Consider the following 25071-nt stretch of genomic DNA (forward strand, 5'->3'; position numbering starts at 1 on the left):
CAGCGGCCGCCCCCGGCCAACATGCCCGCTCCGTGCCCTGCGTCCGCGGACCGCCGCCGATATCGCCCGTGTCGAGGGCCTGGACCTCGGAGACGTGCCGGGCCCGCGGAGGCCGACACGTCCTCGCAGGCCCGCCGCCGCAGTCCGCCCGTCCGCGTTCCGCCAGGTGTTCGAGTACATCGCCGCGTCCGGCTGTTCATGGCCGGAGGCTTCCGAGCTGACCCGTCGGTGGCTGCAAGCGGAGCAGTCCCTGGACGGGGTCCGCCGGTGGGCGGGGGTGGTCGGCGTACGCCACCCGCACATCGCCAGGGAGCTGCTCAAGCACGACGTGGGCGTCGACGACCTGGACGTGTTGATCGACGGCACCAGCGCTCGTCGGCGGCTGAGCAACGGTGAACTCGTCGGCCAGATCGTCGCGGCACTGTGGTATGCCGGGAAACTGGCCCGCACCGTTCGGGAAGGACCCGCGCCACGGGCACCTCGTCGGCGGCCTACTTCACTTGAAGTGGCGGGGACTGGAAACGGGGCAACCGCGCCAGTCCCCGGCCCTACTCAGGCAGTATCGCTCCCGTCGCCCCCCTGCTCGTTGGCGTTGAGCAGGGTGCGCACGGCGCTGGTCAGCGCGCGGGAGCTGCCGTAGCTGACACACCGATCGATGACAATCTTTTCTGAGCCGTCTGAGCCGCGCTCGATGTCGATCTTCTCCCGCTTTTCACGGCGTCCGCGGGTGAACAGGAGCTTGGCGACCATGCTCACAGCTACACCGATGGCCAGAATTTCAGCACCGCCAAGGACCAGCTGCTTCTGTCCTGCGCCGTCCAGAGACTGCTCGACCAGCGGCGCGGTGGCTTCCTCCAGGGCGGCGACCGACAGCACAACGCGAGCGAGGGCCAGCAGGTCGGCTCGGTGCTCCAGAGGCTGGCTGAGCACCGATGAGTCCAGGCCGCTTGCCCCCTCCTCCTCGACGAAGAGCGCGGTGGTCAGCAACTGGACCGCCTCCAGGACACCGGCCTCGTCGGACTGGGCGATGCGCTGCAACAGCGTGGCAGTCGCGTCGGATCGGTTCTCGGTCATGTCGTTTCTCCATTCGTGGGCGGGCATCCGAGTCCGGTGGAAGCGGCGCGGGACGTCAGAACGAAGGGCGCCCAGGCGAAGGGGTGCGGGTACCTCTCAGCCACGGTCAGCGTGGCGACGCGGTGCGCGGTGGCGAGGTCGTGGGTCTCACCCGACGCGTGCGCGGCGTAGAAGGCCCGCAGCCAGAGCAGTGCCGGTTCCTGCTGGACGTCCCACAATGGGCTGATCACGGCGTGTCCACCACGGTTGAGATGGCCCTGTTCCAGGCCGATACGGCTACCGCCAGGTCCGGTGACCGAGCGGCCGGACGAACAGGCCACAGTGACGATCAGGGAAGGCGCGGCATCGATCCGCATCAGGCTCGACCAGTCCAGAGCGAAGGCCGACAGGACTTCGTCCTCCTTCACGGGCAGCATTGGTGGAGGCAGATGACCTTCGGCGGCCACGCAGATGGCCGGGCCGCGGCCCTCACCGGCGGAGGCGAGTCCGTGGCAGACCAGCACGACCTCGTCCGATACCGCGGCCACAGCGAGGACGCCGTCGATGTCGGCGTCCGTGTTCTGCAGGACGGTCGGCCGGGACACGAGTTCAGCGACGTACGAGACGGTCTTGTCCAGCGCCGCGACGAACTCCGGTCGGTCGCCGGTTTTCGGCACGGCGACCAGGCCGGTGCCGCTTCGTCGTTCACGCGGTGCGGTCGCGGAGCAGTAAACACGGGCGTTGGGGCAGATAGTCACCGGCCCGTCCTCGACCAGCGATTGCTGCGGCCAGCCGACCGCGTGCAGGGGCGCGGCGGCCAGCCGGCGACCAGGGAGCAGGACCAGCCCGTTGCCGGGTGTTACGAGTTCGCGCACGGCGACGGCGAGACGATCGGCCAGAGCCCACCACCGTTTCATGCGATGGTCAACCCAGTGAGGGGCCACGGGGTTGGCCGTGTTCAAGCGCAGTACTTCGTCGACCGCGTGCGCCACCTCCGCAGCGTCGGCCCGCACCGTGGTGACCGTTGCGGGCCGCTGCCGTGCAGCGGGAACAGCGACGAGCGTCAGTTGGTGCTCACCGTCAAGGATGGCGACGACATCGTGGCCGTCGCCTCGCGCCCGTATGTCGGCCACCACATCGTCAGGAGTGGCGACCCCCCGGTGCGCGTCCAACTCCCTACCATTGGCGAGTTCGTACACTGCCATCAGATCGCAGGGCTCACCGCCGATATCAGCCGCCAACGCGAGAGCCGCGTCGATCAGATCGCGGAGGAAGGCGACGTGCCCCATGGCGTACGGGCCATCCACCCCTGTCGGGATGCGGGCGTCGAGTGCGCGGATGCAGTGCCGCAGCCAGGGCCAGGGGTCCCCGTCGGGCTCTGCGGCGAGCACCCGCGCCCAGAGTAGACTCACCTCCGCGACAGACCTCGCCGGGTCGGTCACCGTGGGGAAGAGGGTTTCCAACGCTGAACGGGCGGCGGCATGATTGCCTTCCTGCAGCGCCTCGTTCACCCGTTCGGTCGCCACTGCCTGGCGGATGCCGGGATCGGCGGCGGCCAGCTGGTCCGGCTGGCCGAGCAGTCGGTCGCGACACTCCTCCTGAAAGGCCACGAGTGCCGCGTCCGCAGGACGAATCCGCAGGGCCGCTGCCGCCAGTCCCAGCTTCTCCTGCGGATTCGAGGCGAGCTCCGCCCGGTCGGCGGCCAGCACCGAGCGCAGGGCCTCGTCGTGGTGCCCCATCGCCCGTAGCACGTTGCTGCGGGTGAGCAGGCAGCCCAGCAGGGTGGTGGGATGCACGTCGCCGTTGACCGCCAGGGCGGCAGCGAGATGTGTGAGCGCACCCTCCAGGTCGCCCACCTGCTCGCAGAACAGTGCGACCGAGTGCCGCAGACCGGCGTCCTCCGGCGCGGTGTCGACCTCGGCCTCGAGGATCGCCTGCGCCTCGCTCAGGCGACCGAGTTCCCTCAACACCCTCGCGATGTTGTCCCGGATGGCGGGGAGGTGGCTCTCTGCCTCCGGCAGCATCGCGCAGGCGTCCATGGCGAGTTCGTAGGCATCGAGGGCAACCTGGGGCCGGCCGGCCCCGTGAAGAACGTTACCGATCTGGTTCATCAGGTAGGCGCGTTCCTTCGGCCGGTCGGCGGCCAGATCGAGGTCATCGCCGTCTAGGAGTGCGTCGACCATGGCTGCGGCGAGGCGGTTCTGCCCGATATCGGCCAGCCACCCACCGCATCGCGCGACGAACATGGCGAGCCCTCTGCTCGGTAGATGCTCCTGCGCGTGGTGGTAGAAGGTCTCTACCACCGCGGTCGGCTCCTGGCTGCTGGCCACCAGGAGCTTCGCCATGTCCGCCATGGCCCGGCCCACCTCGTCGGGATCCACGCCCGAAGCCGCCATGGCCAGCCGAGTGTTCTCGGCGATCTCGGTGGGCGTGTGCCGGGTATTGCTGTGGGCGACGAGCGTGAGCTGAAGACGCAGCAGCCGTTCCCGGAACGCGTCCCGGAATCCGGCGTGTGCCATCAGCCCGGCGAACAGGTCCCGTAAGGATGGCAGTTCGGCCAGCCTCGGCTGTCCGTCGGGAAAGAACATCGATACCGCGACGATGAACAACTCCTCGAACTTAACAGTCGCGGTCAGAACCGGACTGGTCAGGAAGAACTGCTCGTCGATAGCGACACCGCTACGTTCCCGCAGCAGCCACAGCCCGGCCAGCATCGTGGCCCACCGGTCGGAACGGGGGTTGGCCACACCGGCGAGGGCGTATGCCGCGGCGTTGCTGTACTCGGTCCGCCACAGGGGTGGTATCCGAGTCAGCATGTCGGGCTCGCCGAAGGGCAGTCGGTCCGAGCAGCGCTCAGCCAGCTCGGCGAGGACTTCGGGGGTAAGGCAGCTGGCTGGTATACGGACGCGCAGGACATCTGACAGCTCGTGCGGGGCGGACCGACGTGCAGTGTCCTCAGCGAGTGCCTCAATTACGGCGGACGTGATCAAGGTGGCGAGCTGACGAGCGTACTCCGGCGACTCCTCCAGGGGCAGGTCCGCAGATGCCGTTTCCAGAGAATGCGCCCAGAGTGACAGAGCCAGCAGCCGCACCGGCGGGACGGCACAGAAGTCGACGCGCTGGGCCTGCATTTCTTCTAGCAGGGTGTTGCCCTCGTCTACTATCCAGGCGTTCACGACGGCCTGCACGGCGGACAGGTCGTCGACACGGATCACCGTCCAACCCGCGGGCGCGGGCGCGAACGCACCGATGACCACCGCGGTGCAGGCGTCCGGCCGCAGCACCCGCACCGGGTCCGGCGCGATGACCCGCCTCCCGCACAGGTGCTGAACCGTGTTGAGGACCCCGCGGACGAACGCGTCCAGACGCGAGACATCGTCCGGAAAGGTCAGTTCGGTCACCGCCTCGGGCGGCGCCATCGGGATGGTGCAGTGCGGGCAGGGCACCAGGCCTGTGGCCGACCGGTGATTCCGCTTACCATGTTCCGTCACAACCGCCCCTCTCTATTCCGGCGGCCGCGGCCTGACCGGTCCGCAGCCCCACCTGATGATCGGTTGCGCCGGTCCGCGCCGCGGACGGAATGTGCAAACCCGCCCCCTGGCCACCAGTTCCGTAGTAGCCAGTGGCCGAGACACCCTGGGCAATAGCCCCGAGCGGTCTCCAGCCGTCAGCCAGAACGGCAGCCCCTCGACTGGGGCGGGCCTGCCTCGCCGTGTCGGGGTGGTACCCCGTGTCAGGAGTTGCGGTTCGGTGGCCTCTCGGCGACGACGGCCGCATACACACCCTGTCGGTGTCGAAAAGGCCAGCGCGCACAGACGTCGATCAGCCGCGAGCATGTCCGAACGGGTGGCGAACAGCCGACGAATCGGATCGGCCAGGTCCGGCGCGGCGGCGACGAGTCTGCTCTGCTGGGCCGTGTCGCGGTACCGTGCATCGAGGCAGCACTCGGCAACGTCGTCCAGGCAGCGCTGCGCGGTGTCGGCGGCCCGCTGCACGCTCCGTTGCGGCTGCATCCGCCGCGCTTCCAGGCGCTTCTTCTCATTGCGGTTGGCGGAGAGGAGTTGTGCGCCGTATGAGGTGATCGTGAGGTTCGGATACGATCCGGTGCGAACTTTCTCTTGGGCGCTCATGAAGCGGTAACCCGCCTCGCTGCCCGGCGACGCGGGCAGGATGTCCTCGCCTCCGCGTTCAGGGACGGCTGCCGCTTCTCGCACCTGATCCACCATGTCCTGCGCGCGACGGTCTGTTGTCCCACACTTCGGCCATCGGTCGCCCCCTCGGTTTTCCCAGCAGATCATTGCCATTTTCCTACCTGGGGAAACGGTCCGTTTCATTTTCCCGGGTCAGCAAACAGTACAAATGGAGCAGCCCGTCGCCGCAGCAGATACGAATGTCGGTACCACGACGCGACGTCTACGGCATGCCGGATGGTTGCGCGCATGTGGTCGGCGGTGAGATGGCGATGTCCTCGATATCTCCCCTCAGGATGGTGTTGCGGCCAGGGCGGGCGGTGGCCCGGAGCGTGGTGTCGATGGCGTATTCATGACCGTGCAGTCCTGCCGTACGCAGCAAAGTGACAGCTGACTGGGCGATGGCCCGGGGGACCGGCTCGACGCGCAGCCGGGACAGGGTCCATGTCGGCACGGCGTCATCGATCTTCGGGGGGATCACCTCAATCAATACCGCGGCCAGAGGTAACGACGGGGCACCAGGGCACGCTGCTCCTCGTCGAGGGCGCCCGCCGGTGATTTCCATAACGGCGGCGGACGCCCTCGACGAGGACGCACGGATAATCTCCGCGGTCCTGGTCCGAGGCAGGTTCGGAGCTGTCGCGCCAGCCCCGAGGTGCAGACGGCCGCAGACTCACCTCGGCGGCGTGTGGGCCCACGGTCGGATACCGGTCCCGCTCGACTCTCTTCAGCCAGATGCGCGAGGCTCTGGGAAATGGCTGGGACGGCCTGACCAGGTGATCGACAGTTGCTCGCGGGCGCGCAGTGTGCTGGCTGGGCGTGACCGGTGTGAGGATTCGGCCGTTCGGGAGGGTGTGAGTGCTCGGCCGTGGATCGTGGACGACGACTTGTGGGGTCTGATCGAACCGCTGCTGCCGCCCTGGCCGGAGAAGGCGCCGGGGCCCAAGCCGGTGGACGATCGGTTGTGTCTGCAGGGCATCTTGTACGTGCTCTACAACGACATCGCCTGGCAACTGCTGCCGCCGGAGCTGGGGTTCGGCTCCGGGCAGACGTGCTGGCGGCGGCTGGGCCGGTGGCACGAGGCCGGCGTTTTCGACCAGCTGCACCGCATCCTGCTCTCCAAGCTGCACGCGGCAGGCGAGCTGGACTGGTCGAGGGCTTGCCTGGACGCCTCGCACATCCGGGCGAAAAAGGGGGTGCCGGGACCGGTCCGTCACCGGTCGACCGTGGGAAGACGGGCAGTAAGCACCATCTGATCTGCGACGGCAAGGGTACCCCGCTCAAGGTCATCACCACGGCGGCGAACGTCAACGATGTCACCAGACCCTGGTCCTGGTCGACGGCATCCCGCCCGTTGCCGGACGGCCCGGCCGCCCTCGCCGTCGGCCCGAGGCTCTGCTCGGCGACAAGGGATACGACTCCAACCCCAATCGGCGCGAACTCCGCAAGCGACGGATCCTGCCGGCGATCTCCCGCAAGGGCTCCCCGAACATCCAGGGACTGGGCAAGCTTCGCTACGTGGTCGAGCAGACCTTCTCGCTTCTGCACCACTTCAAGCGCCTGGCCATCCGCTGGGAGAGGCGCCTCGATCTGCACGACGCCTTCGTCTCCCTCGCCTGCAGCCTCATCTGCTGGAGACGCCTCAAGAAGACCAATTCATGATCCTGTTGCGAGCTCTAAGCGGTTTTGGTGAAGTTCGTGCTGATCCTTGGACGCAGGTGGGTTGGCGGGTCAGCGTGCCATTCGGCGGGCCGTGTTCTCTCGCCACTCCCGGCCGATCGATCGCATCAGGGCCGGGTACACCCCCAGGTACCGGAAAGGTTTGATGCCGAGCATGTACAGGGAGCCGAGGCGGCCGTTGGGCTTCACCAGGACGGCCATCTGGCCGCGGTAGCCGCCGTTCCCGTCGGAGACCCAGCCGATGTGCATCACCCCGTGCATGGTCTTGTTGGCGTACTCGGCGGCCCACTCGTCGTGTGTCTGGAAGACTGATGTGAAGGGCGCCGCGCTGAGGTCGGGCCCCCGCGGCCCCTCGCGCAGGTCGTCCGGCAGCCGGTCGCGCAGCGTCGCCACCCGGCCGCCGACGCCCGAGTCCGGCTTGTCCCAGCCGAGCAGCGCGCCGAGCTTCCAGCGCACCGCGAAAAGGAAGCGGCCCACGGGGTTGCCGCCGTGCGGACCGTCCTTGCCGTCCGCCATCTGCTGGACCAGGTGGTGCAGGTCGTCCGGGCCGCCCGGCGTCGGCAGCGCCCACAGATCCTCGAGCCGGAAGTCGCCGGCGATCTCGTGGATCCGCCAGGGGCGGGACGTGTGGTCGGTTGAGGGAAGGCGCAGACCGCTCATGGCAGACCCCTGTCTATACGGTGGCGTATAGAGAGCGTAGTCCCATCTATACGGCTCCGTATACTTGGCTGGGGCATGTGAGGGGAGACACGGCATGGGCGCGATCCGTACGCCGCGGGACAAGTGGATCGAGGAGGGGCTGCGGGCGCTCGCCGCCGGCGGCCCCGAGGCTGTCCGGGTGGAGGTCCTCGCCCAGGCGCTCGGCGTCAGCAAGGGCGGTTTCTACGGCTACTTCCGCAACCGCGCCGCCCTGCTGGAGGAGATGCTCGGCACCTGGGAGCGCGGGGTCACCGAGGATGTCATCGAGCGGATCGAGAACGACGGGGGCGACGCCCGCGAGCGGCTCGGGCGTCTCTTCGACTTCGTGGGGTCGGGCGAGACGCCCGTGACCAGCGCCGGGGTCGAGCTCGCGATCCGCGACTGGGCCCGGCGCGACGAAGGCGTCGCGCGTTGCCTCCGCCGGGCCGACAACCGGCGCATGGACTATCTGCGCGAGCTCTACGGGGCCTTCTGTCCCGACGAGGGCGATGTCGAGGCCCGCTGCCTGATCACCTTCTCACTGCGCATCGGCGACCACCTCATTGCAGCCGACAACGGCCCGCGCAGCCGCACGGAAGTCCTCGCCACGGTCAGGAACCGGTTGTTGGGCTAAGCGGCCCGGTGAAGTCCGCTGCTGTCCTCGAATACGGGTTCGCTGTCGGGGTAGTCCTCGTACTTGGCCGAGCGCCAGACGTGCTCGATGTCGTTGAGCTCGGCACACCTCGGCCTGCTGCTCGGACGTCAACTCCACTGTCAGGATCTTCGGCATCATCACCACTTCTCGCCAAGGCTCCTATGCCAACAGGAAGTTGACTTCACCGAGACCGCTTAGCCCAGCCCCTTCCCGAAACCGGAGGCGGCCACATTGGCGAGCGCCCAGCCGCCGCCGAACCGCGTCACCGCATCCCCTCCTTACCGTGGGGCGTGGCGTATGCGGTGCCCCAGTGGCACTGGCAGCGGCACGGCTCGTAGCACACGCCCTCAACGGCGCTTGTGCGTTCTTCCGCTTCCTGGCACTGCCGGTGGGTTCCGATCCGGCATTCATAGGAGCGGTACAGGTCGCGGGGCATGGGTGCGGCGGCGGCTAGCGCGTCTGTGTTCCGCGCGTCACGGTCGACCCACCGAAGCCCGTACGCGTCCCGGTGCAGTGCCTGGTGGCCGCGACCGAGGATGCACGGAACGCGGTGCCTACCGGCCGAAGTGCCGGAGCTCGAACCGGGCCGGTGGGCGGGGCAGGGATCTACCAGGTGGCCGCAGCCGGAACGAAATTCCCTGGTCGGTGCGGTGTCATTTGTCTTTCCATGCTCGGCTTCCGCCGCGTCCGGTCCGCTGAAGAGTCCCCGTAGCGCATCGGCAGCAAGGTCTACGGCGAGCGCTTCGGCCAGTTCCGCAGTGCCAAACCATCGCTGTCCGGCCGCGTCCTGGTGATGCCAGCCATCGTGGCCGATGGGGAGCACGCATGCGGCGGCGCCGGTATATGCCGGGGGGCGGGAACCGCAGTGGGCCGCTGTCATCGCGCACCGCCCATGGCGTGGATGTCGCGGCGGTCCAGATCCATGCCCCAGTAGTAGGCGGCGACCAGGGCGGATCGGCGTGCCCGCTGGATGGTCCGTTCTGGGAGGGGCTCCCCACGCCAGTACGACGCTGGACAGTACGGGCGTGCGGGGCTTCCTGCGGGAAGGGGTGCCCTTCCGGCGGCGTCAGCCGCCGCGTCTTCCGCGTACGGGCTCTTGTGACGCGGCAGGGGCGACACGCTCTGCCGGTGGGGGGTGGCTACCGGCCGGGGCGTGTCCAGCGTCGGGGCGGAGCAGCGCCGCTTCCCCTTTGCCGGTAGCACCACCGCCAGGATGGCGAGTAGTACGGGGCTCAGTGCCCGCTCGACCGCATGCAAGATACGGTTGGTCATGTCAGCAGCTCCTACACAGTTGTTGGCCGCGCCCCCGGACGTTCGCACCGTCGCGGGGGTTTCTTTTGCGGTTGTGAGGCAAGCACGGACGACACCACGGGCAGTCACGGCTGCTGCCGTGCTTCCCATGTGCCGCACCGTTCCAGTGGGTTGAGTGAATAAGACCGTTACGAGCATCAACGATGGGGGTAGGCGGACGACAGGTACGGCGCGTATCCAACGGGCACTGGAGACAGGGGCGGAGTGCGTATGCCAGACGACCATGAGGAGCGGCTGACACCACGACTGGCGCTAGGTTCTGGAGTCCGTAGGCTCAGGGAGCAAGAGGGCCTGTCATTGCGTGACTTGGCGGCAGAGACGACGTACAACCACAGCTACCTGGGCAGGGTCGAGACCGGCAACCAATTGCCCAGCGACGCCCTCACCGAAGCACTGGACAAGCGGTTCGGTACGGGCGGCCTGCTCACCGATCTGTTGGCGTTGGCGCGTGAGGGGAGCATTCAGGAGTACAGCCGCAGAACTATCGACAAAGAGTCGGTAGCCGACCGTATTCAGGTGTCGACATCCAGCGTGATTCCCGGGCTGTTGCAGACCGAAGCATACGCACGGGCACTGTTCACGGCGGCTCAACCGCTCACCCCTTCCAGCGCGATTGATGAAGCGGTAGCGGCCCGAATGGCACGTCAGCGCATCTTCGACCGGGACGGCGAAACCCCTCTTTTCTGGGCAATCATTGACGAATCAGCCCTAAAGCGGATCGTTGGCAGCAAAGAAAGCATGAGGGAACAGCTCGATCATTTATTGCAGGCCGCGAGTAATCCGGCCATTACGGTGCAGGTTTACCCGTTTGATCGCGGAGAGCACCCCATGCTAGAAGGGTCCTTGACTCTGCTGACCATGGGGGACGGGGAAACCTCCGCCTATCTCGAATCCTTCGGGGCTGGCGAACTGGTCGAATCTCCTAAGCGGGTGACTAGCCTGACTCAAAGGTTTGATCTGGCACGCTCACAGGCACTGCCAGAAAGAGAGTCCCTAGATCTCATCAGAAAGTACCTGAAGGAAGAATACGTATGAGCATACTTCCCGACCTCAAAACGGCAGAGTGGCGTAAGTCCACCTACAGCGGAGTCAACAACGGCGATTGCCTAGAGGTTGCCGACGACTTCCCCGGCGTCGTGCCTGTGCGTGACTCCAAGCGTCCCGGGGGCCCGGTCCTGGTGGTCCCTGCCGCGTCTTGGGCCGCGTTCATCGAGCACGTGAGGAACTAGCGCAGACAGCGAAGAGCACCCCTGTACCGGCGAGAGGTGACCGGTACAGGGGGCGACGCTCGCCTACGTGGAATCATTCGGATCAGGGGAGTTGGTAGAGTCCCCCAAACGAGTTGTAGAACTTACACAGCACTTCGATATGGCACGTGGTATTGCACTGCCTGAATGCGAATCGCTGGCACTTATCCAAGATTATGCGGAGGGTTACCGGTGACCAATACTCCCGACCTAGAGTCGGCCCAGTGGCGCAAGTCCACCTACAGCGGGATGAATAACGGCGACTGCCTCGAAGTCGCCGACGGCTTCCCCGGCGTCGTGCCGGTACGGGACAGCAAGCGTGCGGGTGGCCCGGTCATAGTTGTCCCTGCCGCGTCTTGGGCAGTGTTCATCGAGCACATGAGGAACTAGCGCAGACAGCGAAGAGCACCCCTGTACCGGCGAGAGGTGACCGGTACAGGGGCGAAGACCTGACGCTTCAACCGGGTATCACGGTGGAACACATTCGCGGGCTTGGTACCGCCATCGGGCACGGGAGCGGCATTGTTGGTGCGCACACTCTGGCGGAAGAACCCGAAGCTGTTGCCAGACATTGACCGTCGATTGAGCGGACCCCGCCACGCGGCGGAGCCGCATGGCGGTACAGCTGGGAAGGGGCGTGGCAACTGGGCCGGTCAGGTGTTGAGTTCGGGTGGGAGGGGGGCGGCGTGGATGATCGTGAGGCCGGAGACCGCACGGGTGAGGGCGACGTAGAGGCGGCGCAGGCCGGTGCGGTCGTCCGGTTCGCCGTCCACGATGGCGGCGGGTTCGTCGAGGACTACGTAGTCGTACTCCAGGCCCTTGGCCAGCGTGGCCGGGACCAGCGTCAGCCGGGACTCGGCTGACGTTTCCTCGCCGGGGGCGAGATACGCGAGCCCCGCCGCGTCCAGGGCCGCGGCGAGGGCAGGAATCCGGGCGTCGGCCGCGATCAGGCCGATGGAGCCCTCCCGGCGCAGCGCGGCCCGGCAGGCGTCCAGTACGGCGGCGTTGAGGTCCGCGGCGGCCACGGACCGTACCGAGAAGTCCCCCGGTGACTCCCGGATGGAGGTCGCCGGGGTGAGGCCCGGCGCGATCGCCGGAAGCAGCCGGGAGGCGTAGGCGATGACCTCGCGGGGGACACGGAAGCCCTGCGTAAGCTCCTCGACCGCCGCGTCCGGCTTGCCCAGGTGCTCCAGGGCCTCCGCCCAGCTCGCGGTCGCCCAGGGCGTCGTGCCCTGGGCCAGATCGCCCAGGATCGTCGCGGAGCCCGTGGTGCAGCGGCGCCCCACCGCCCGGTACTGCATCGGCGACAGGTCCTGCGCCTCGTCCAGGACGACATGGCCGAGCGAGTGAGTCCGGCTCACCAGATCCGCGGCCTCATCGATCAGCACCGTGTCGGCCGCCGACCACTTCGCGGACTTCACCCCGCGCGGGGGCTTGATCCACAGGATCGCCTTCTGCTCGTCGGGGGTGAGGAGACCCTCGGCCTGCTCCGCCAGGAAGTCCGCGTCGGTCAGGAGGCGGAGCACCAGCTTCACCGGATCGACGGCGGGCCAGATCGCCTTTACCGCCGCCTTGACGGCGGAGTTGCGGGCCACCGCGTCCTGGACGCGGTCATCCGGCGCCTCCCCGGACTGTTCCATCCGGATGAGCACGGCGTGTGCGATGCGCTGGGGGAGCGCGTCCCGTGCCGCGCCATAGCGGATATGGCGGGACAGCAGCTCCTCGGTGATCTCGGTGAGTTCATGGGCGGGGATACGCCAGCGGCGCGAGCCGCGTACGACGACACAGGGCTCGGTGGGCATGGTGACGCCGGAGCGGACCGCGCGGCGCAGCACCTCGGCCATCCGGACGTCGCCCTTGATACGGGCCGTCTCGGCGTCATCCGTGCCGCCTACGGGGACATGCGCGACCAGTTCGGCGACGGTGCTCTGCTTGACCTCCAGCTCTCCCAGGGCGGGGAGTACTTGCTCGATGTAGTGGAGGAAGGACCGGTTCGGGCCGATGACCAGGGTGCCGGTGCGGGCCAGTCGCTCGCGGTGGGCGTAGAGCAGATACGCGACCCGGTGCAGACCGACCGCCGTCTTGCCGGTGCCGGGGGCGCCCTGGACGCAGACCGTGCCATCGGCCCCGGCGCGGACGATCTCGTCCTGCTCGGGCTGGATCGTGGCCACGATGTCCCGCATCGGGCCGACGCGGGGGCGTTCGATCTCGCTCTGCAGCAGGGCGCTGGCCTGATCGGCCTCCGCGGGGTCGGTGAGGTGTTCGTCCTCGTAGGCGGTGAGCTCGCCGCCCGTATAGCCGAAGCGGCGGCGCAGGGCGACGTGCTGCGGGTCGCGTTTGGAGGCGCGGTAGAAGGGCTGCGAGACGGGGGCGCGCCAGTCGATGACCATCGGGTCGCCGTCGGCGTCATGGACGTGGCGGCGGCCGATGTAGTACTGGGCGTCGCCTTGCTGTCCTGGGTGTCCCTGGTAGTCGATGCGGCCGAAGAAGAGCGGGGTGTGCGCCAGGTCCGCGAGCGCCTTGATCCGGTTGTCGATCTCGGCTTGGAGGACTTCGGCGTTCACCCAGTTCGCGGTGACATCGCGGATGTCGAGGGCTTCGGCGTCCGCGCGCATGGCACGCAGCGCGGCGCGGGACGCGGTGAGGTGGGCGCGCTCGTCGTCGAGGGGCTCGCTGTCTAGGGGGTGTGAGGCGGGCACGACATGTCCTCCGGCATGGTGCGAACGCGGCAAGACGGGCGAGTGTACTGACGGAGGAGGAGGCCGGCGACTGGTTTTCCGACCCGTAGGGGACGCCGTAGCCCCCGAGGCTGAAGGGCACCGGCCGGGGAATCGGCCCTGGGGCTGATGTGCTCCGAACGGTTGAAATCCATCCTGGATATATGAGTGCCGCATCGATCACCCCCGCCGCGGGTGGGCAGGGCCGGGGCCGGGGTGCGACCGCCATCGGCCCCGCCCACGCCCACCCACGCCATCTGCTCGGTAACGCGCTGCGTGCCATCCGCGTCTTCGCGGGCGCCGCGTTCAGCGTCGTCATCCTCGGGCAGACCGACGAGGACCGCGGCGTGTTCCACCGCGTCCGCCAGCTCCGCTAGCAGCTCAGCGCCGTGCGCCAGACGCGTACCGCGTTCGCGTCGACGGGCGCGTCCCAGCCGTGGGGCCGCGCCGCGCCGCCGATGTGGAACGCGTCGATCCGTGCGGTCCGCAGCTGCGCGGTGTGCTCCAGCCGCAGGCCACCGCCGACGAGAATCCGGGCGCCGTATCCCGGCTCCCCCGCGGCCGAACGGGCCGCCTCGGTCCGCAGCACGGCGAGCCCGGCGTCGACACCGGACGACGCACCGGCGGTCAGATACGTATCGAGTCCCGGCAGCTCCGCGAGCGCCTTGCGCAGCCCGCCCCGGTCCGAGGCCCGGTCGATGGCGCGGTGGAACGTCCACCGGCACCCGTAGATCACGTCCAGTAGCGCACCGATCGCCGTCAGATCCGGTTGCCCGGCCTCATCCAGGAAGCCGAGTACGAACTCGTCGGCGCCCTCGGCGCGTAGCAGCTGGGCCTGTGCGCGCAGTGCGTCGAGCGTCCGGGCGTCGCCCGCCGAGAAGCCGCCGGCCGGCCGCAGCATGACCCGGATGGGGATGTCCACCGCCGCCCGTACCGCCGCGAAGGTCTCCCGTGCGGGAGTGAGCCCCTCCGCTGCCATATCGGTGACCAGTTCGAGGCGATCCGCCCCTCCGGCCCGCGCCGCGATCGCGTCCTCCGCGGTGAGTGCGATCACCTCGAGAATTGGTCTAGACATATAGCAAAGAGTGCCACACCCTCGGCACAGCGGGAAGCTGCATACGACAATTGTCGCCATGGCCGACCACTCAGCAGCCCTGCTCCCCCGCTGGAACACGCTCCTGGACAGCGCCCGGGGCGGCGTGCGCGAGCCCGACCCGGCACCATACGGACGTGATCTCCTCGCCCGCTGGGCCGAACCGCAGCGCCGCTACCACACCACCGAGCACCTCATCACGGTGCTGGACCACATCGCGGAGCTCGCCGCGCACGCGGCGGACCCCGACGCGGTCCTGCTCGCCGCCTGGTTCCATGACGCGGTCTACCGCCCGGACCGCAGCGAGAACGAGGAACGCAGTGCGGCGCTGGCCGAACGCGCGCTCACCCAGGCCGGGGTTCCCACGGACCGTACCGCCGAGGTCGCCCGGCTGGTCCGGCTCACCGTCACTCATAACCCCGCCGAGGGCGACACCAACGGCGAAGTGCTCTGCGACGCCGACCTGGCGGTGCTGGCCGGGACGCCGGAGGAGTACGCCACCTACGCGGCGGCGGTCCGTGAGGAGTACGCCTTCGTCCCGGACGAGCTCTTCCTGCCGGGCCGCGCGGCGGTGCTGCGCCAGCTCCTGGGCCTGCCCCGGCTCTTTCGCACCCCCTACGGCCAGCGGCACTGGGAACACACCGCGCGCCGCAATCTCACCACGGAGCTGGAGTTGCTGACAGCCTGACAGGTATGGAACTGATTGAGGCTTTCGACCGGGCACAGGCCGAATTCGACCGCCGGGTACACCAAGTGACGGACGGGCAGTGGTCGGCCCCCACCCCCTGCACGGAGTGGACGGTACGGGACCTGGTCAACCACCTGGTCAGCGAACATCTATGGGCCCCATGGCTGCTGCGGGGTGCCACTGTGATGGAGGTCGGCGACAGATTCGAAGGCGATGTACTCGGGGACGATCCCGTCGCGGCCTGGGAGCAGGCCGCCACGGCGTCACACGCCGCGTTCCACGACCCGCATGCCCTGGAAGGGACGGTGGACACCAGCGGTGGCCCGACCCCGGCGGAAGAGTACGCATGGCAGATGACCTCCGACCTCACCGTGCACGCCTGGGATCTGGCGCGCGGCATCGGCGCCGACTCCCGGCTGGATGAAGAGCTGGCCGCCGCGGTCTACGACAAGGTCGCACCCCAGGCCAACGCCTGGCAGGGCATGGGGATCTTCGCCCCGCCGGTGCCGGTGCGGGAACCGGTGAAGGCTCAGGACAAGCTGGTGGCACTGCTGGGACGTCAGCCGTAAGCAGCGTGGGACCCGCGCCCGGACACCACGTACGCTCAGCGGAGATGACTGAGAATCAACCGCAACTCAGCACGCCTGGAAAGGGACAGCGCGAGATGTTACGCCCCTATGTCCACCTGCCCGCGGATACGGTCAGGGGAGCACTGGCCGAGCACTCCGAAAGGGAGCTGAAATCGCTGACCGAATCCTGGGCCGGCCTTCCCGTGGACCGTTTTATGAAAGACGCGGCGACGTACCGGCGGCGTCGCTACAGCGCATTCCGGTTTGCCGGGAATTCACTCGTCAGGACCGTGCATGGAGCATTCCGGCAGTCCACTGAGGTGAATCCGCTGCACGGTGGTGTGGCCCGGGAGTTCGCCCCGATGGAGGAGGAGACCGCCCGGTCCGGGGTGCTGCGTTCGCTGGTTCTGGCGCTGCTGGACGAGCTGCCCGGCGACTTCGACCGGGCCGCAGGGAGCATCGGGGTTCACCAGATACGTATCCTCGCCAGCCGGGACGAGACCGGGCTGCCCGCGCCCGAGGGCATCCATGAGGACGGGCACCACTTCGTGGCGCAGGTGCTGATGCGCCGCGACAATGTGGTGGGCGGTGAGTCCCGGCTCTATGACCGTGAGCGCGAGCCGCTTTTCCGTACGACGCTGCTGGAGCCATTCGAGACGATCATCATTGATGACCGCCGGGTCTTCCACGGCGTCTCGCCCATCGAGCCGGGCCCGGAGCTGTCCATCGGCGTACGCGACATGATGCTGGTGGACTTTATGCCGCTTACGCCGGGCGGGCGCGGCCCTTCGGACGGCGCAGCCCGGCAGCCGTGAGACGGCGGACCAGCTCCTTGCTGCCGACCTCCACCGCCCCCAGCCGTACCGCTTCCGCGTAACGCGTCGACGGTACGTCGTAGTGGTCGCCGTCGAAGGCGCGGCGTGGTGACCCCAGCAGCGCCGCGAAGGCGTGCAGTTCGTCGTAGGAGACATCGCTGACCAGATGCGACCACATGCGCCCATGCCCCGGCCACGCCGGCGGGTCGATGTACACCGTCATGTGTGCGCCCCCAGCCCGCCCAGCGGCGCCACCGCCGTAGCCTTCTTCATACAGACCCAGTACGGGTCCTCCCCCAGCTCCGGCTCGATCTCCAGCGCGTGCGGGTCGGTGTCGCCGCACAGCGGGCACACCGGCCATCGCCCGTAGCGGTCCAGCAGCGCGTCCTGCACATCCTGGGCGATCAGACCGGCCACAAACGCCGCACCCTCCGGCCACTGCTGCACCCACCAGCGCCGGTGCGCGACGGCGTCCTCGACCAGGGAGACGATATCGGCCTCCGCCACATCGTCCGCCGTCAGATCGGCGAGGATCAGCGCCCGGGCGGTGTGCAGTGCCTGTTCAAGGTCCATAACAGCCATTGGACCAAAGTCTTGACGAGCCGCACGCCCGGAAATAACTTCCCTGGAGTGAGGAACCGAGCGAAGGAAAGTTTCACCCAGTCGGCCCCGGCGCCGTCCCGCCCGGCCCGGCCGGCCCGGCCGGCTCCGCCCACCCCGCCCGGCCCCGGCGCACTCGCGGCGAAGGTACGGACCCTGGCGCCCTCCATGACCCGCTCCATGCAGCGCGTCGCCGAGACCGTCGCCAAGGACCCCGCGGGCTGCTCGGCCCTCACCGTCACCGGACTTGCGGAGCGCACCGGTACCAGCGAGGCCACCGTCGTACGCACCTCACGCGTCCTCGGCTACCCCGGATACCGCGATCTGCGGCTCGCGCTCGCCGGACTCGCCGCCCAGCAGGCGTCCGGCGCGGCCCCCGCCGTCACCGCCGATATCGCCGTCGACGATCCGATCCCCGACGTCATCGCCAAGCTCGCTCTCGATGAACGGCAGACCCTCGCCGACACCGCCGCCGGGCTTGATCCGGCCCAGGTGGAAGCGGCCGTGAGCGCCCTGTCCGCCGCGCGCCGGATCGACGTATACGGCGTCGGCGCCTCCGGCCTGGTCGGCCAGGACCTCGTCCAGAAGCTGCTACGGATCGGCCTGGTCGCCCACGCGCACTGCGACCCGCACCTCGCCGTCACCAACGCCGTCCAGCTGTGTGCCGGCGATGTCGCCCTCGCCATCACCCACTCCGGCCGTACCGTCGACGTCATAGAGCCGCTGCGGGTCGCCTTCGACCATGGCGCCACCACCGTCGCCATCACCGGCCACCCGGACGGCGAGATAGCGCAGTACGCCGATCATGTCCTGACCACCTCAACCGCCCGGGAGAGCGAGCTGCGCCCGGCTGCCATGTCGAGCCGTACCAGCCAGCTCCTGGTCGTGGACTGCCTCTTCGTCGGCGTAGCCCAGCGCACCTACGAGACGGCCGCGCCCGCCCTCTCGGCCTCCTACGAAGCGCTCGCACACCGCCACTCGCCCCGCCAGACCCGCTGACCGCCCGGAGAGCCGCGCCACCATGACCACCCCCAGCGAGCTGCGCGCGCAGCTCGACACGCTGACGACCGAGGCGTTCCGCCCCGAACTCGCCGACATCGACCAGCTCCCCACCCTGGAAATCGCCCGGCTGATGAACGGTGAGGACACCTCCGTGCCCACCGCCATCGCCGCCGGGCTCCCCCAGATCGCCACCGCGATCGACGCCGCCGCCGAACGGATGGGCCGTGGCGGCCGGCTGATCTACGCGGGTGCCGGTACCGCGGGGCGGCTCGGCGTACTGGACGCCAGCGAGTGCCCGCCGACCTTCAACACCGACCCCTGCGAGGTCGTCGGCCTGATCGCGGGCGGCCCCGCCGCGATGGTCACGGCGGTCGAGGGCGCCGAGGACCGCAAGGACCTGGCGGCCGCCGACCTCGACCGGCTGACCCTGACCGCCGATGACACGGTCGTCGGCGTCTCGGCCTCCGGCCGCACCCCCTATGCCATCGGCGCCGTGGAACACGCCCGCACGCTGGGCGCCCTCACCATCGGCCTGTCCTGCAACGCCGGTTCGGCACTCGGCGCCGCCGCCGAGCACGGCATCGAGGTCGTGGTGGGCCCCGAGCTGATCACCGGCTCCACCCGGCTCAAGGCGGGCACCGCCCAGAAGCTCGTCCTGAACATGCTCTCCACCATCACCATGATCCGCCTGGGCAAGACCTACGGAAACCTGATGGTCGACGTCCGAGCCTCCAACGAGAAGCTACGGGCCCGCTCCCACCGCATCGTCGCCCTGGCGACAGGCGCGAGTGACAGCGAGATCGAGGCGGCCCTGACCGCCACCAACGGCGAGGTCAAGAACGCCATCCTCACCCTCCTCACCCAAGTCGACGCCCCCACCGCCGCCCAGCTGCTGGACGATTCCCACGGCCACCTCCGCGCCGCCCTCCGGTCCGCCCAGAAGACCCCGTAAACCACCCCGTCAGCCAGCCGGTCAGCCGGTCAGTGGCTTCCCGCTCAGCGCCAGCGTGGCTTCGCCCACCGTGAAGACCTCGCCGCCGACGGGCACACCGGCTCCGCGCCAGGAGAAGGGGACCCCACGGGCCACATCCAGGTCCGGGCTGTCCATGAGCTGGAAGTGCACATGCGGTTCGGTCGAGTTGCCGGAGTTTCCACAGCGGCCCAGGAGTTGGCCCGCGCGCACCCGGTCGCCCTCGCGGACGGCCAGCGAGCCCCGCTGGACATGGGCGTACGCGGCGTAGGTGCCGTCGCCCAGGTCAAGGATGACGCGGTTGCCGAAGACCCGGCCCGGGCCGCCCATCTGCCGGAACAGCGCCTCGACGAGGAAGAGGTAGAGCAGGGCGGGAAATGAGTTGCGGCTGAGGTGGTCGCGCTGGCTGTCAACGGCACGCACGACGGTGGCGTCGGCGACGGCCAGGAGCGGGGCGCCGAAGGCCGGGAAGTCACGGTTGCGGCGGGCGATGGGCCACCAGCCGAAGCCGGGCCGGGTCTGTCCTTCCGGCTCCGCCACGATGTCGATGGCGTACGCCTGGCCGCAGCCATGGGTGCCGTGGCTGGGGACCTTGTCGGCCGGGCTGTTGAGCGCGGACCAGCGGCCGGTGACCGGTGGGGCGACCTCGACGGGCTGCGGGGCACCGGGCTCACCGGCAGCGGGCGCCGTGGGCTGCTGGCTCGCTACGGCCCCGAGGGCGATCGCCAGCCCCAAGGGGACCCAGCCCCACCAGTAGGGGACATCGACGTAGAAGCCTGCCGCGAAGAGGGCGAAGAACGCCGCCCAGCAGCAGTAGGAAAGGGCCTTGAAGACATTGCCCCGGCGCGGGACACCGGGTGCGGTGGGCGCCCAGTTCCCCACCGCCGTCAGGGCCATCGCCAGCCCGAGCGGAATCAAGGTCCACAACCAGGAGAGGTCGAAGAAGAACTTCGCCACGAGCTGTGCGAAGAACACCACCAAGCCCCAGCGGGCCACGACCATGGACATTTTGCGCATGGACTCCCCCAGTAATCGCGCGTGGTACGTATTAGGGCTTTCGTGTTCAGGGCCGGGACGCGGCCAGGACCACCAGCAGCGGCACCACCCGTGCCGCAGGGACCTCGTAACGGCCCCGCCCCGCGGTGTGCAGCCAGCCCGCGGAGGTCAGTTGACGCAGATGGTGGTAGATCTGCCCGGTCGTACCGAGCCCTTCAAGCGCGGTCAGCTCGGCAACGGTGCGGCGGCCGCCAAGGATCTCGTGGAGCAGACGCATCCGTACGGAGTGCCCCAGCGCCGCGAAGGACTCCGCGGCATCCGACCAGTCCGCGTCGAGCAGCGCGTCGGTGGGCAGGCCGTACTGCCACTCGTACCGCTCATCCGTCGGCAACCGGACCGCCCCGGTGAACAGCACACCGCCGTCGACGGCCCCCGTCTCGGCAAGCTTCGCCTTCAGGCCCTCCAGCGCCCAGAAGTCCGCGTCCACCGGGTAAGCAGTGCGGCCTCCGTCGCGGTCCGCCCCCTCGAGCGACGCCATGCGGCGCTCCAACTCCGCGACACGCTCCTCAAGCTCCATGTCTCAAATTTACGTAATTACGTACTTCACGCAAGTGGTTTCGGGGGAATGAGCGTCTCGCCATGGGATCAGCGCCGAAGGCGGCACCCCTCCGTCAGGGGTGCCGCCCTCGGCGCTCATGAGCCGGTCGGTCGCCGACCGGTCAGTGGGCTGCGGACGTGGCCGGAGTCTTCTCCGGCGACGGCTCCGTGCCGGTCGGCTCCCAGCACTCGATTTCGCCCTTCAGGCCCGGGACGCGGTCCCGGGTGAAGACCGGGTCGAGACCGGCCCGGCGCTGGGCCACATAGTCGTCCAGCAGCTTGAAGGCGATCACCGAGAGCGGCAGGATCGCCAGCAGGTTGACCAGGACCATCGCGCCCATCGTGATGTCGGCGAGGTTCCAGACGATGCTCACCGAGCCCATCGCACCGAGGACGGCGCAGGCCAGGACGGCAGCGCGGTATCCGGTCATCACCGACTTGCTCTTGGTGATGAACTCGATGTTGGACTCGCCGTAGTAGTAGTTACCGATCATGGAGCTGAAGGCGACCATAAAGACCACCAGCGTCAGCACATGACCGGCCCAGCCGCCCAGGGTGTGGTTGAACGCCGACTGAGTGACATCCGCGCCACCGCGCTCCGCGAGCGAGGGGTTGGCGCTGAGGATGACGAAGGCGGTCATGGTGCAGATGATCAGCGTGTCGAAGTAGACGCCGACGGTCTGTACGAGGCCCTGCTTGACCGGGTGGGTGGTCTCGGCGGCGGCGGAGGCGTTGGGGGCCGAGCCCATACCGGCCTCGTTGGAGAACATGCCGCGCCGTACGCCCTGCAGGATCGCGGTGCCGATGGCGCCGCCCGCGACCTCGCGGAGACCGAAGGCGCCGCCGATGATGTCGCCGAGCATCCGGGGGATCTCGGTGACGTTGAGGACCACCACGATCAGGCCGAGCAGCAGATAGATGGTGGCCATCACCGGGATCAGCGTGGTGGTGACCTTGGCGATCCGCTTGACGCCGAAGAACACGGCCAGCGCGAGCATGATGGCCAGCGCGAGGCCGAGGACCGGAGTGAACCAGTCGGCGTCCGCGCTGCCGCCCAGCGAGCCCTTGGCGGTCACCGTGATGGTGTTGGACTGCACGGCGGTGAGGACGAGCCCGAAGGTGAGGGTGATCAGGACGGCGAAGAGGACGCCGAGCCAGCGCTTTCCGAGGGCGCGCTCCATGTAGTAGGCGGGACCGCCCCGGTAGGTGCCCTTCTCCTTGCCGCGTGCCTTGTAGAGCTGGGCGAGCACCGACTCCACGAACGCGGAGGCGCCGCCGACGATCGCCATGACCCACATCCAGAAGACCGCGCCCGCGCCGCCGAGGGTGATGGCGGCAGCCACACCCGCGATATTGCCGGTACCGATACGGGCGGCGGCGGAGATGGTGAAGGCGCCGAAGGGGCTGACGCCGTCCTTCGGCTTGTCCTTGAAGACCCGGAACATATCCGGGATGAGCCGCAGCTGCACCGCCTTGGAGCGGAAAGTGAAATAGAGACCCGCGACAACGACCAGCGGAATCAGCAGATACGTCCAAAAATGATCGTTGATTTCAACGATCATGGAGTCCAGCGTGTTCATGCGTGTAGTACGTCCCGTCCTTGTGAGTCGGGTTGTGCTCGGCTCAGACGGCGCTTGTACGGGTCTCGTACGGGTACTGCGGTCGGCCGCGGAAGAAGGTCTCCCGTTAAAGCTCCCCGGAGGTTAACCAGGGTCCTTTGGCGCTGAATAGACACAAAGGCCGTGCTGAATCTCACACCGCGAGACGACTGAACACGCCGATGCGCGGCACCTTCACTCAGGGTCAGCGTGACTCGGTGGGGTCTTGTCCAGACCCGGGTCCCGGGGCGCGAAGCCCCGAAGCCGGGCAGCGCAAAGGGCGGCACCTCCGGAGAGGTGCCGCCCTCAGTCGCGCGGTGCGGGGGCTTCTGACCCAGGAGGGTCAGAAGTCCATGCCGCCGCCCATACCGGCAGCAGCGGCGTCCGCACCGGCAGCCGCCTTCTCCGGCTTGTCGGCGATGACAGCCTCGGTGGTGAGGAAGAGCGCCGCGATCGACGCGGCGTTCTGCAGCGCCGACCGGGTCACCTTCGCCGGGTCGATGATGCCCTCGGCGATCATGTCGACGTATTCACCGGTCGCGGCGTTCAGACCGTGCCCCGGAGTCACGTTGCGGACCTTCTCCACCACAACGCCGCCCTCAAGACCGGCGTTGACCGCGATCTGCTTGAGCGGAGCCTCCAGCGCCAGCTTCACCGCGGCCGCGCCGGTGGCCTCGTCGCCCTCGAGCTCGAGCTTCTCGAAGACCGAAGCGGCCTGCAGCAGGGCCACGCCGCCACCGGCGACGATGCCCTCCTCGACAGCGGCCTTGGCGTTACGCACCGCGTCCTCGATGCGGTGCTTGCGCTCCTTGAGCTCCACCTCGGTCGCGGCACCGGCCTTGATGACGGCGACGCCGCCGGCCAGCTTCGCGAGGCGCTCCTGGAGCTTCTCGCGGTCGTAGTCCGAGTCGGAGCTCTCAATCTCGGCACGGATCTGGTTGACCCGGCCATGGACCTGCTCGCTGTCGCCGGCGCCGTCCACGATGGTGGTCTCGTCCTTGGTGATGACGACCTTGCGGGCGCGGCCAAGGAGCTCCAGACCGGCGTTCTCCAGCTTGAGGCCGACCTCCTCGGAGATGACCTGACCACCGGTGAGGATGGCGATGTCACCGAGCATGGCCTTGCGGCGGTCACCGAAGCCCGGAGCCTTGACGGCGACGGACTTGAAGGTGCCGCGGATCTTGTTGACGACGAGCGTGGACAGCGCCTCGCCCTCGACGTCCTCGGCGATGATCAGCAGCGGCTTGCCCGACTGCATGACCTTCTCCAGCAGCGGAAGGAGGTCCTTCACGTTGCTGATCTTGGAGTTGACGATCAGGATGTACGGGTCGTCAAAAACGGCCTCCATACGCTCCATGTCGGTGGCGAAGTAGGCCGAGATGTAACCCTTGTCGAAGCGCATGCCCTCGGTGAGCTCAAGCTCAAGACCGAAGGTCTGCGACTCCTCGACGGTGATGACACCTTCCTTGCCGACCTTGTCCATCGCCTCGGCGATGAGCTCGCCGATCTGGGTGTCAGCGGCGGAGATGGAGGCGGTGGAAGCGATCTGCTCCTTGGTCTCCACATCCTTGGCCTGCTCCAGCAGGGCGGCGGAGACGGCCTCGGTGGCCCTCTCGATACCGCGCTTGAGGGCCATCGGGTTGGCACCGGCGGCGACGTTGCGAAGGCCCTCACGGACCAGCGCCTGCGCCAGGACGGTCGCGGTCGTCGTGCCGTCACCGGCGACGTCGTCCGTCTTCTTCGCGACCTCCTTGACCAGCTCGGCGCCGATCTTCTCGTATGCGTCCTCGAGCTCGATCTCCTTGGCGATGGAAACACCATCGTTGGTGATCGTGGGGGCGCCCCACTTCTTCTCAAGGACGACGTTACGGCCCTTGGGGCCGAGGGTGACCTTTACGGCGTCGGCGAGCTGGTTCATCCCGCGCTCGAGGCCGCGCCGCGCCTCCTCGTCGAACGCGATGATTTTGGCCATGTGAAGTGGTCCTCCCAGACGGGTGGGTTTCTCCGGACCGCGCTGGCGCCCGCGACGGACGGTCTGCGAGCCTGGTGGTTCCTTCCCACCCGGCCTGCGGACCTCACCGAACCGGTCCTTCTTTGTCACTCTCACTCGGAGAGTGCTAACGCAATGATTAGCACTCGACCCACCCGAGTGCAAGCGGCTCCCGGACACCCGCACGTCCCGCGCACGCCGAAGGGCCCGTGCCCCCGACGGGGAGCACGGGCCCTTTCAGACGATGTGGCGTGGTCGTCGCTTCAGGCAGTCACGCGGACCATGTCCGCCTGCGGCCCCTTCTGACCCTGCGAGATCTCGAATTCGACTCGCTGCCCCTCCTCAAGGGTGCGGTACCCGTCCATCTGGATCGCGCTGTAGTGGACGAACACGTCCGCACCACCGTCGACCGCGATGAAGCCGTACCCCTTCTCCGCGTTGAACCACTTGACGGTGCCCTGAGCCATTCCTAACTCCCCTATTACTGGCCCTTGCACGAGACCGCACTCCGCGGACCCGGGTCAGACCTCACCCCACTCACCAGGAGTTGGGGTGTGCGCCGGAACGCGTCGACCGCCGCTGAATGTATCTGGACGGACGCCCTGTGCAACAGGTCAATCGG

Annotated in this window: 25 protein-coding genes and 1 pseudogene; 11 read left to right on the forward strand and 15 right to left on the reverse strand. The window is 68.4% G+C overall.

Translation table 11 applies throughout. From position 1 onward, the window contains the following. Nucleotides 1-552: 552 nt before the first annotated feature. From test1122_RS10320 to test1122_RS10335, 4 genes are all read right to left on the reverse strand, one after another. On the reverse strand, nt 553-1074 hold the full coding sequence (locus tag test1122_RS10320) for a hypothetical protein (RefSeq protein ID WP_232268868.1): 522 nt from the start codon (nt 1072-1074) through the stop codon (nt 553-555). Continuing rightward, nucleotides 1071-4544: a CHAT domain-containing protein gene (locus test1122_RS10325; protein ID WP_232268869.1), complete on the reverse strand. Its 3474-nt coding sequence runs from the start codon at nt 4542-4544 to the stop codon at nt 1071-1073. Before test1122_RS10325 ends, test1122_RS10320 begins: the two co-directional genes overlap by 4 nt. A 12-nt stretch (nt 4545-4556) precedes the next feature. Continuing rightward, on the reverse strand, nt 4557-5279 hold the full coding sequence (locus test1122_RS10330) for a hypothetical protein (protein ID WP_232268870.1): 723 nt from the start codon (nt 5277-5279) through the stop codon (nt 4557-4559). 187 nt (nt 5280-5466) lie between these two features. Next, a complete protein-coding gene (locus tag test1122_RS10335) occupies nt 5467-5697 on the reverse strand; it encodes a hypothetical protein (protein ID WP_232268871.1) in 231 nt (76 codons plus the stop codon). 400 nt (nt 5698-6097) lie between these two features. On the opposite strand from test1122_RS10335, the pseudogene test1122_RS10340 reads away from it, so the two are divergent. Further along, nucleotides 6098-6905 (forward strand): annotated as a pseudogene (locus tag test1122_RS10340) (IS5 family transposase). 69 nt (nt 6906-6974) lie between these two features. Here the strand turns inward: test1122_RS10340 and test1122_RS10345 are convergent. Continuing rightward, nucleotides 6975-7583 (reverse strand): DUF2867 domain-containing protein, encoded by a 609-nt coding sequence (locus test1122_RS10345; protein ID WP_232268872.1) that lies wholly within the window; start codon nt 7581-7583, stop codon nt 6975-6977. Between the two features lie 94 nt (nt 7584-7677). On the opposite strand from test1122_RS10345, the gene test1122_RS10350 reads away from it, so the two are divergent. After that, nucleotides 7678-8235: a TetR/AcrR family transcriptional regulator gene (locus test1122_RS10350; protein ID WP_232268873.1), complete on the forward strand. Its 558-nt coding sequence runs from the start codon at nt 7678-7680 to the stop codon at nt 8233-8235. An 897-nt stretch (nt 8236-9132) separates the two neighbouring features. Here test1122_RS10350 and test1122_RS10355 read toward each other — a convergent pair. Continuing rightward, nucleotides 9133-9528, reverse strand: a complete 396-nt coding sequence (locus test1122_RS10355) for a hypothetical protein (RefSeq protein ID WP_232268874.1) — start codon at nt 9526-9528, stop codon at nt 9133-9135. A 249-nt stretch (nt 9529-9777) separates the two neighbouring features. Between test1122_RS10355 and test1122_RS10360 the strand changes: the two genes are divergently transcribed. The 3 genes from test1122_RS10360 (at nt 9778) to test1122_RS10370 (ending at nt 11204) form a co-directional block, all read left to right on the forward strand. Beyond that, entirely contained in the window at nt 9778-10602 is an 825-nt protein-coding gene (locus test1122_RS10360) for a helix-turn-helix domain-containing protein (protein ID WP_232268875.1), read from the forward strand. Continuing rightward, a complete protein-coding gene (locus test1122_RS10365; protein ID WP_232268876.1) occupies nt 10599-10796 on the forward strand; it encodes a DUF397 domain-containing protein in 198 nt (65 codons plus the stop codon). Before test1122_RS10360 ends, test1122_RS10365 begins: the two co-directional genes overlap by 4 nt. A gap of 210 nt (nt 10797-11006) precedes the next feature. Further along, the gene (locus test1122_RS10370) at nt 11007-11204 is read left to right on the forward strand and encodes a DUF397 domain-containing protein (protein ID WP_232268877.1); all 198 of its coding nucleotides are present in this window, start codon (nt 11007-11009) and stop codon (nt 11202-11204) included. A gap of 263 nt (nt 11205-11467) precedes the next feature. Here the strand turns inward: test1122_RS10370 and test1122_RS10375 are convergent, their stop codons facing one another. Then, nucleotides 11468-13513: a HelD family protein gene (locus test1122_RS10375; RefSeq protein WP_232268878.1), complete on the reverse strand. Its 2046-nt coding sequence runs from the start codon at nt 13511-13513 to the stop codon at nt 11468-11470. 182 nt (nt 13514-13695) lie between these two features. On the opposite strand from test1122_RS10375, the gene test1122_RS10380 reads away from it, so the two are divergent. Further along, nucleotides 13696-13908: a hypothetical protein gene (locus test1122_RS10380; protein ID WP_232268879.1), complete on the forward strand. Its 213-nt coding sequence runs from the start codon at nt 13696-13698 to the stop codon at nt 13906-13908. Here the strand turns inward: test1122_RS10380 and test1122_RS10385 are convergent. Continuing rightward, nucleotides 13905-14606 carry a copper homeostasis protein CutC gene (locus test1122_RS10385; protein ID WP_232268880.1) on the reverse strand — a complete coding sequence of 234 codons (702 nt, stop codon included), beginning with the start codon at nt 14604-14606 and terminating at the stop codon, nt 13905-13907. The two genes, test1122_RS10380 and test1122_RS10385, sit on opposite strands and share 4 nt — an antisense overlap. Nucleotides 14607-14664: 58 nt before the next feature. Here test1122_RS10385 and test1122_RS10390 point away from each other — a divergent pair, with 58 nt between their 5' ends. From test1122_RS10390 to test1122_RS10400, 3 genes are read left to right on the forward strand one after another with little or no spacing between them, the layout of a single operon-like run. Next, nucleotides 14665-15312, forward strand: a complete 648-nt coding sequence (locus test1122_RS10390; RefSeq protein ID WP_232268881.1) for an HD domain-containing protein — start codon at nt 14665-14667, stop codon at nt 15310-15312. A 5-nt stretch (nt 15313-15317) separates the two neighbouring features. Continuing rightward, a complete protein-coding gene (locus test1122_RS10395; RefSeq protein ID WP_232268882.1) occupies nt 15318-15881 on the forward strand; it encodes a TIGR03086 family metal-binding protein in 564 nt (187 codons plus the stop codon). A gap of 44 nt (nt 15882-15925) precedes the next feature. Next, entirely contained in the window at nt 15926-16696 is a 771-nt protein-coding gene (locus test1122_RS10400) for a 2OG-Fe dioxygenase family protein (RefSeq protein WP_232268883.1), read from the forward strand. On the opposite strand, the gene test1122_RS10405 is transcribed toward test1122_RS10400, so the two are convergent. Beyond that, nucleotides 16647-16919 (reverse strand): DUF4031 domain-containing protein, encoded by a 273-nt coding sequence (locus test1122_RS10405; protein WP_232268884.1) that lies wholly within the window; start codon nt 16917-16919, stop codon nt 16647-16649. The genes test1122_RS10400 and test1122_RS10405 overlap by 50 nt on opposite strands. Continuing rightward, nucleotides 16916-17278, reverse strand: coding sequence for a hypothetical protein (locus tag test1122_RS10410; RefSeq protein WP_232268885.1), 363 nt, complete (start codon nt 17276-17278; stop codon nt 16916-16918). The genes test1122_RS10405 and test1122_RS10410 overlap by 4 nt, the downstream gene beginning before the upstream one ends. A gap of 48 nt (nt 17279-17326) precedes the next feature. Here test1122_RS10410 and test1122_RS10415 point away from each other — a divergent pair, with 48 nt between their 5' ends. Together test1122_RS10415 and murQ are read left to right on the forward strand one after the other, a co-directional pair. Then, nucleotides 17327-18295, forward strand: coding sequence for a MurR/RpiR family transcriptional regulator (locus test1122_RS10415; protein ID WP_232268886.1), 969 nt, complete (start codon nt 17327-17329; stop codon nt 18293-18295). A gap of 22 nt (nt 18296-18317) precedes the next feature. Beyond that, nucleotides 18318-19250 carry an N-acetylmuramic acid 6-phosphate etherase gene (gene murQ, locus test1122_RS10420; protein ID WP_232268887.1) on the forward strand — a complete coding sequence of 311 codons (933 nt, stop codon included), beginning with the start codon at nt 18318-18320 and terminating at the stop codon, nt 19248-19250. 21 nt (nt 19251-19271) lie between these two features. Here the strand turns inward: murQ and test1122_RS10425 are convergent, their stop codons facing one another. From test1122_RS10425 to test1122_RS10445, 5 genes are all read right to left on the reverse strand, one after another. Then, on the reverse strand, nt 19272-20285 hold the full coding sequence (locus test1122_RS10425; RefSeq protein ID WP_232268888.1) for a M23 family metallopeptidase: 1014 nt from the start codon (nt 20283-20285) through the stop codon (nt 19272-19274). A 46-nt stretch (nt 20286-20331) separates the two neighbouring features. Then, nucleotides 20332-20841 (reverse strand): ArsR/SmtB family transcription factor, encoded by a 510-nt coding sequence (locus test1122_RS10430; RefSeq protein WP_232268889.1) that lies wholly within the window; start codon nt 20839-20841, stop codon nt 20332-20334. Nucleotides 20842-20983: 142 nt separating this feature from the next. Further along, complete coding sequence (locus test1122_RS10435; RefSeq protein WP_232268890.1) at nt 20984-22423, reverse strand: alanine/glycine:cation symporter family protein; 1440 nt, start codon at nt 22421-22423, stop codon at nt 20984-20986. A 379-nt stretch (nt 22424-22802) separates the two neighbouring features. Next, nucleotides 22803-24431, reverse strand: a complete 1629-nt coding sequence (gene groL / locus test1122_RS10440) for a chaperonin GroEL (protein ID WP_232268891.1) — start codon at nt 24429-24431, stop codon at nt 22803-22805. Between the two features lie 281 nt (nt 24432-24712). Continuing rightward, nucleotides 24713-24916, reverse strand: coding sequence for a cold-shock protein (locus test1122_RS10445; RefSeq protein ID WP_004986573.1), 204 nt, complete (start codon nt 24914-24916; stop codon nt 24713-24715). Nucleotides 24917-25071 lie beyond the last annotated feature (155 nt).

This window comes from Streptomyces gobiensis, from assembly GCF_021216675.1.
Classification (GTDB): domain Bacteria; phylum Actinomycetota; class Actinomycetes; order Streptomycetales; family Streptomycetaceae; genus Streptomyces; species Streptomyces gobiensis.

Bases quoted from the DNA above. Each gene is read 5' to 3' on its own strand.
- test1122_RS10425 (WP_232268888.1), bottom strand. From the start codon at position 20,285: ATGCGCAAAATGTCCATGGTCGTGGCCCGCTGGGGCTTGGTGGTGTTC.
- test1122_RS10390 (WP_232268881.1), top strand. From the start codon at position 14,665: ATGGCCGACCACTCAGCAGCCCTGCTCCCCCGCTGGAACACGCTCCTG.
- groL (WP_232268891.1), bottom strand. From the start codon at position 24,431: ATGGCCAAAATCATCGCGTTCGACGAGGAGGCGCGGCGCGGCCTCGAG.
- test1122_RS10380 (WP_232268879.1), top strand. From the start codon at position 13,696: ATGAGTGCCGCATCGATCACCCCCGCCGCGGGTGGGCAGGGCCGGGGC.
- test1122_RS10445 (WP_004986573.1), bottom strand. From the start codon at position 24,916: ATGGCTCAGGGCACCGTCAAGTGGTTCAACGCGGAGAAGGGGTACGGC.
- test1122_RS10400 (WP_232268883.1), top strand. From the start codon at position 15,926: ATGACTGAGAATCAACCGCAACTCAGCACGCCTGGAAAGGGACAGCGC.
- test1122_RS10345 (WP_232268872.1), bottom strand. From the start codon at position 7,583: ATGAGCGGTCTGCGCCTTCCCTCAACCGACCACACGTCCCGCCCCTGG.
- test1122_RS10320 (WP_232268868.1), bottom strand. From the start codon at position 1,074: ATGACCGAGAACCGATCCGACGCGACTGCCACGCTGTTGCAGCGCATC.
- test1122_RS10435 (WP_232268890.1), bottom strand. From the start codon at position 22,423: ATGATCGTTGAAATCAACGATCATTTTTGGACGTATCTGCTGATTCCG.
- murQ (WP_232268887.1), top strand. From the start codon at position 18,318: ATGACCACCCCCAGCGAGCTGCGCGCGCAGCTCGACACGCTGACGACC.
- test1122_RS10350 (WP_232268873.1), top strand. From the start codon at position 7,678: ATGGGCGCGATCCGTACGCCGCGGGACAAGTGGATCGAGGAGGGGCTG.
- test1122_RS10385 (WP_232268880.1), bottom strand. From the start codon at position 14,606: ATGTCTAGACCAATTCTCGAGGTGATCGCACTCACCGCGGAGGACGCG.
- test1122_RS10330 (WP_232268870.1), bottom strand. From the start codon at position 5,279: ATGGTGGATCAGGTGCGAGAAGCGGCAGCCGTCCCTGAACGCGGAGGC.
- test1122_RS10395 (WP_232268882.1), top strand. From the start codon at position 15,318: ATGGAACTGATTGAGGCTTTCGACCGGGCACAGGCCGAATTCGACCGC.
- test1122_RS10365 (WP_232268876.1), top strand. From the start codon at position 10,599: ATGAGCATACTTCCCGACCTCAAAACGGCAGAGTGGCGTAAGTCCACC.
- test1122_RS10360 (WP_232268875.1), top strand. From the start codon at position 9,778: ATGCCAGACGACCATGAGGAGCGGCTGACACCACGACTGGCGCTAGGT.
- test1122_RS10430 (WP_232268889.1), bottom strand. From the start codon at position 20,841: ATGGAGCTTGAGGAGCGTGTCGCGGAGTTGGAGCGCCGCATGGCGTCG.
- test1122_RS10405 (WP_232268884.1), bottom strand. From the start codon at position 16,919: ATGACGGTGTACATCGACCCGCCGGCGTGGCCGGGGCATGGGCGCATG.
- test1122_RS10410 (WP_232268885.1), bottom strand. From the start codon at position 17,278: ATGGCTGTTATGGACCTTGAACAGGCACTGCACACCGCCCGGGCGCTG.
- test1122_RS10355 (WP_232268874.1), bottom strand. From the start codon at position 9,528: ATGACCAACCGTATCTTGCATGCGGTCGAGCGGGCACTGAGCCCCGTA.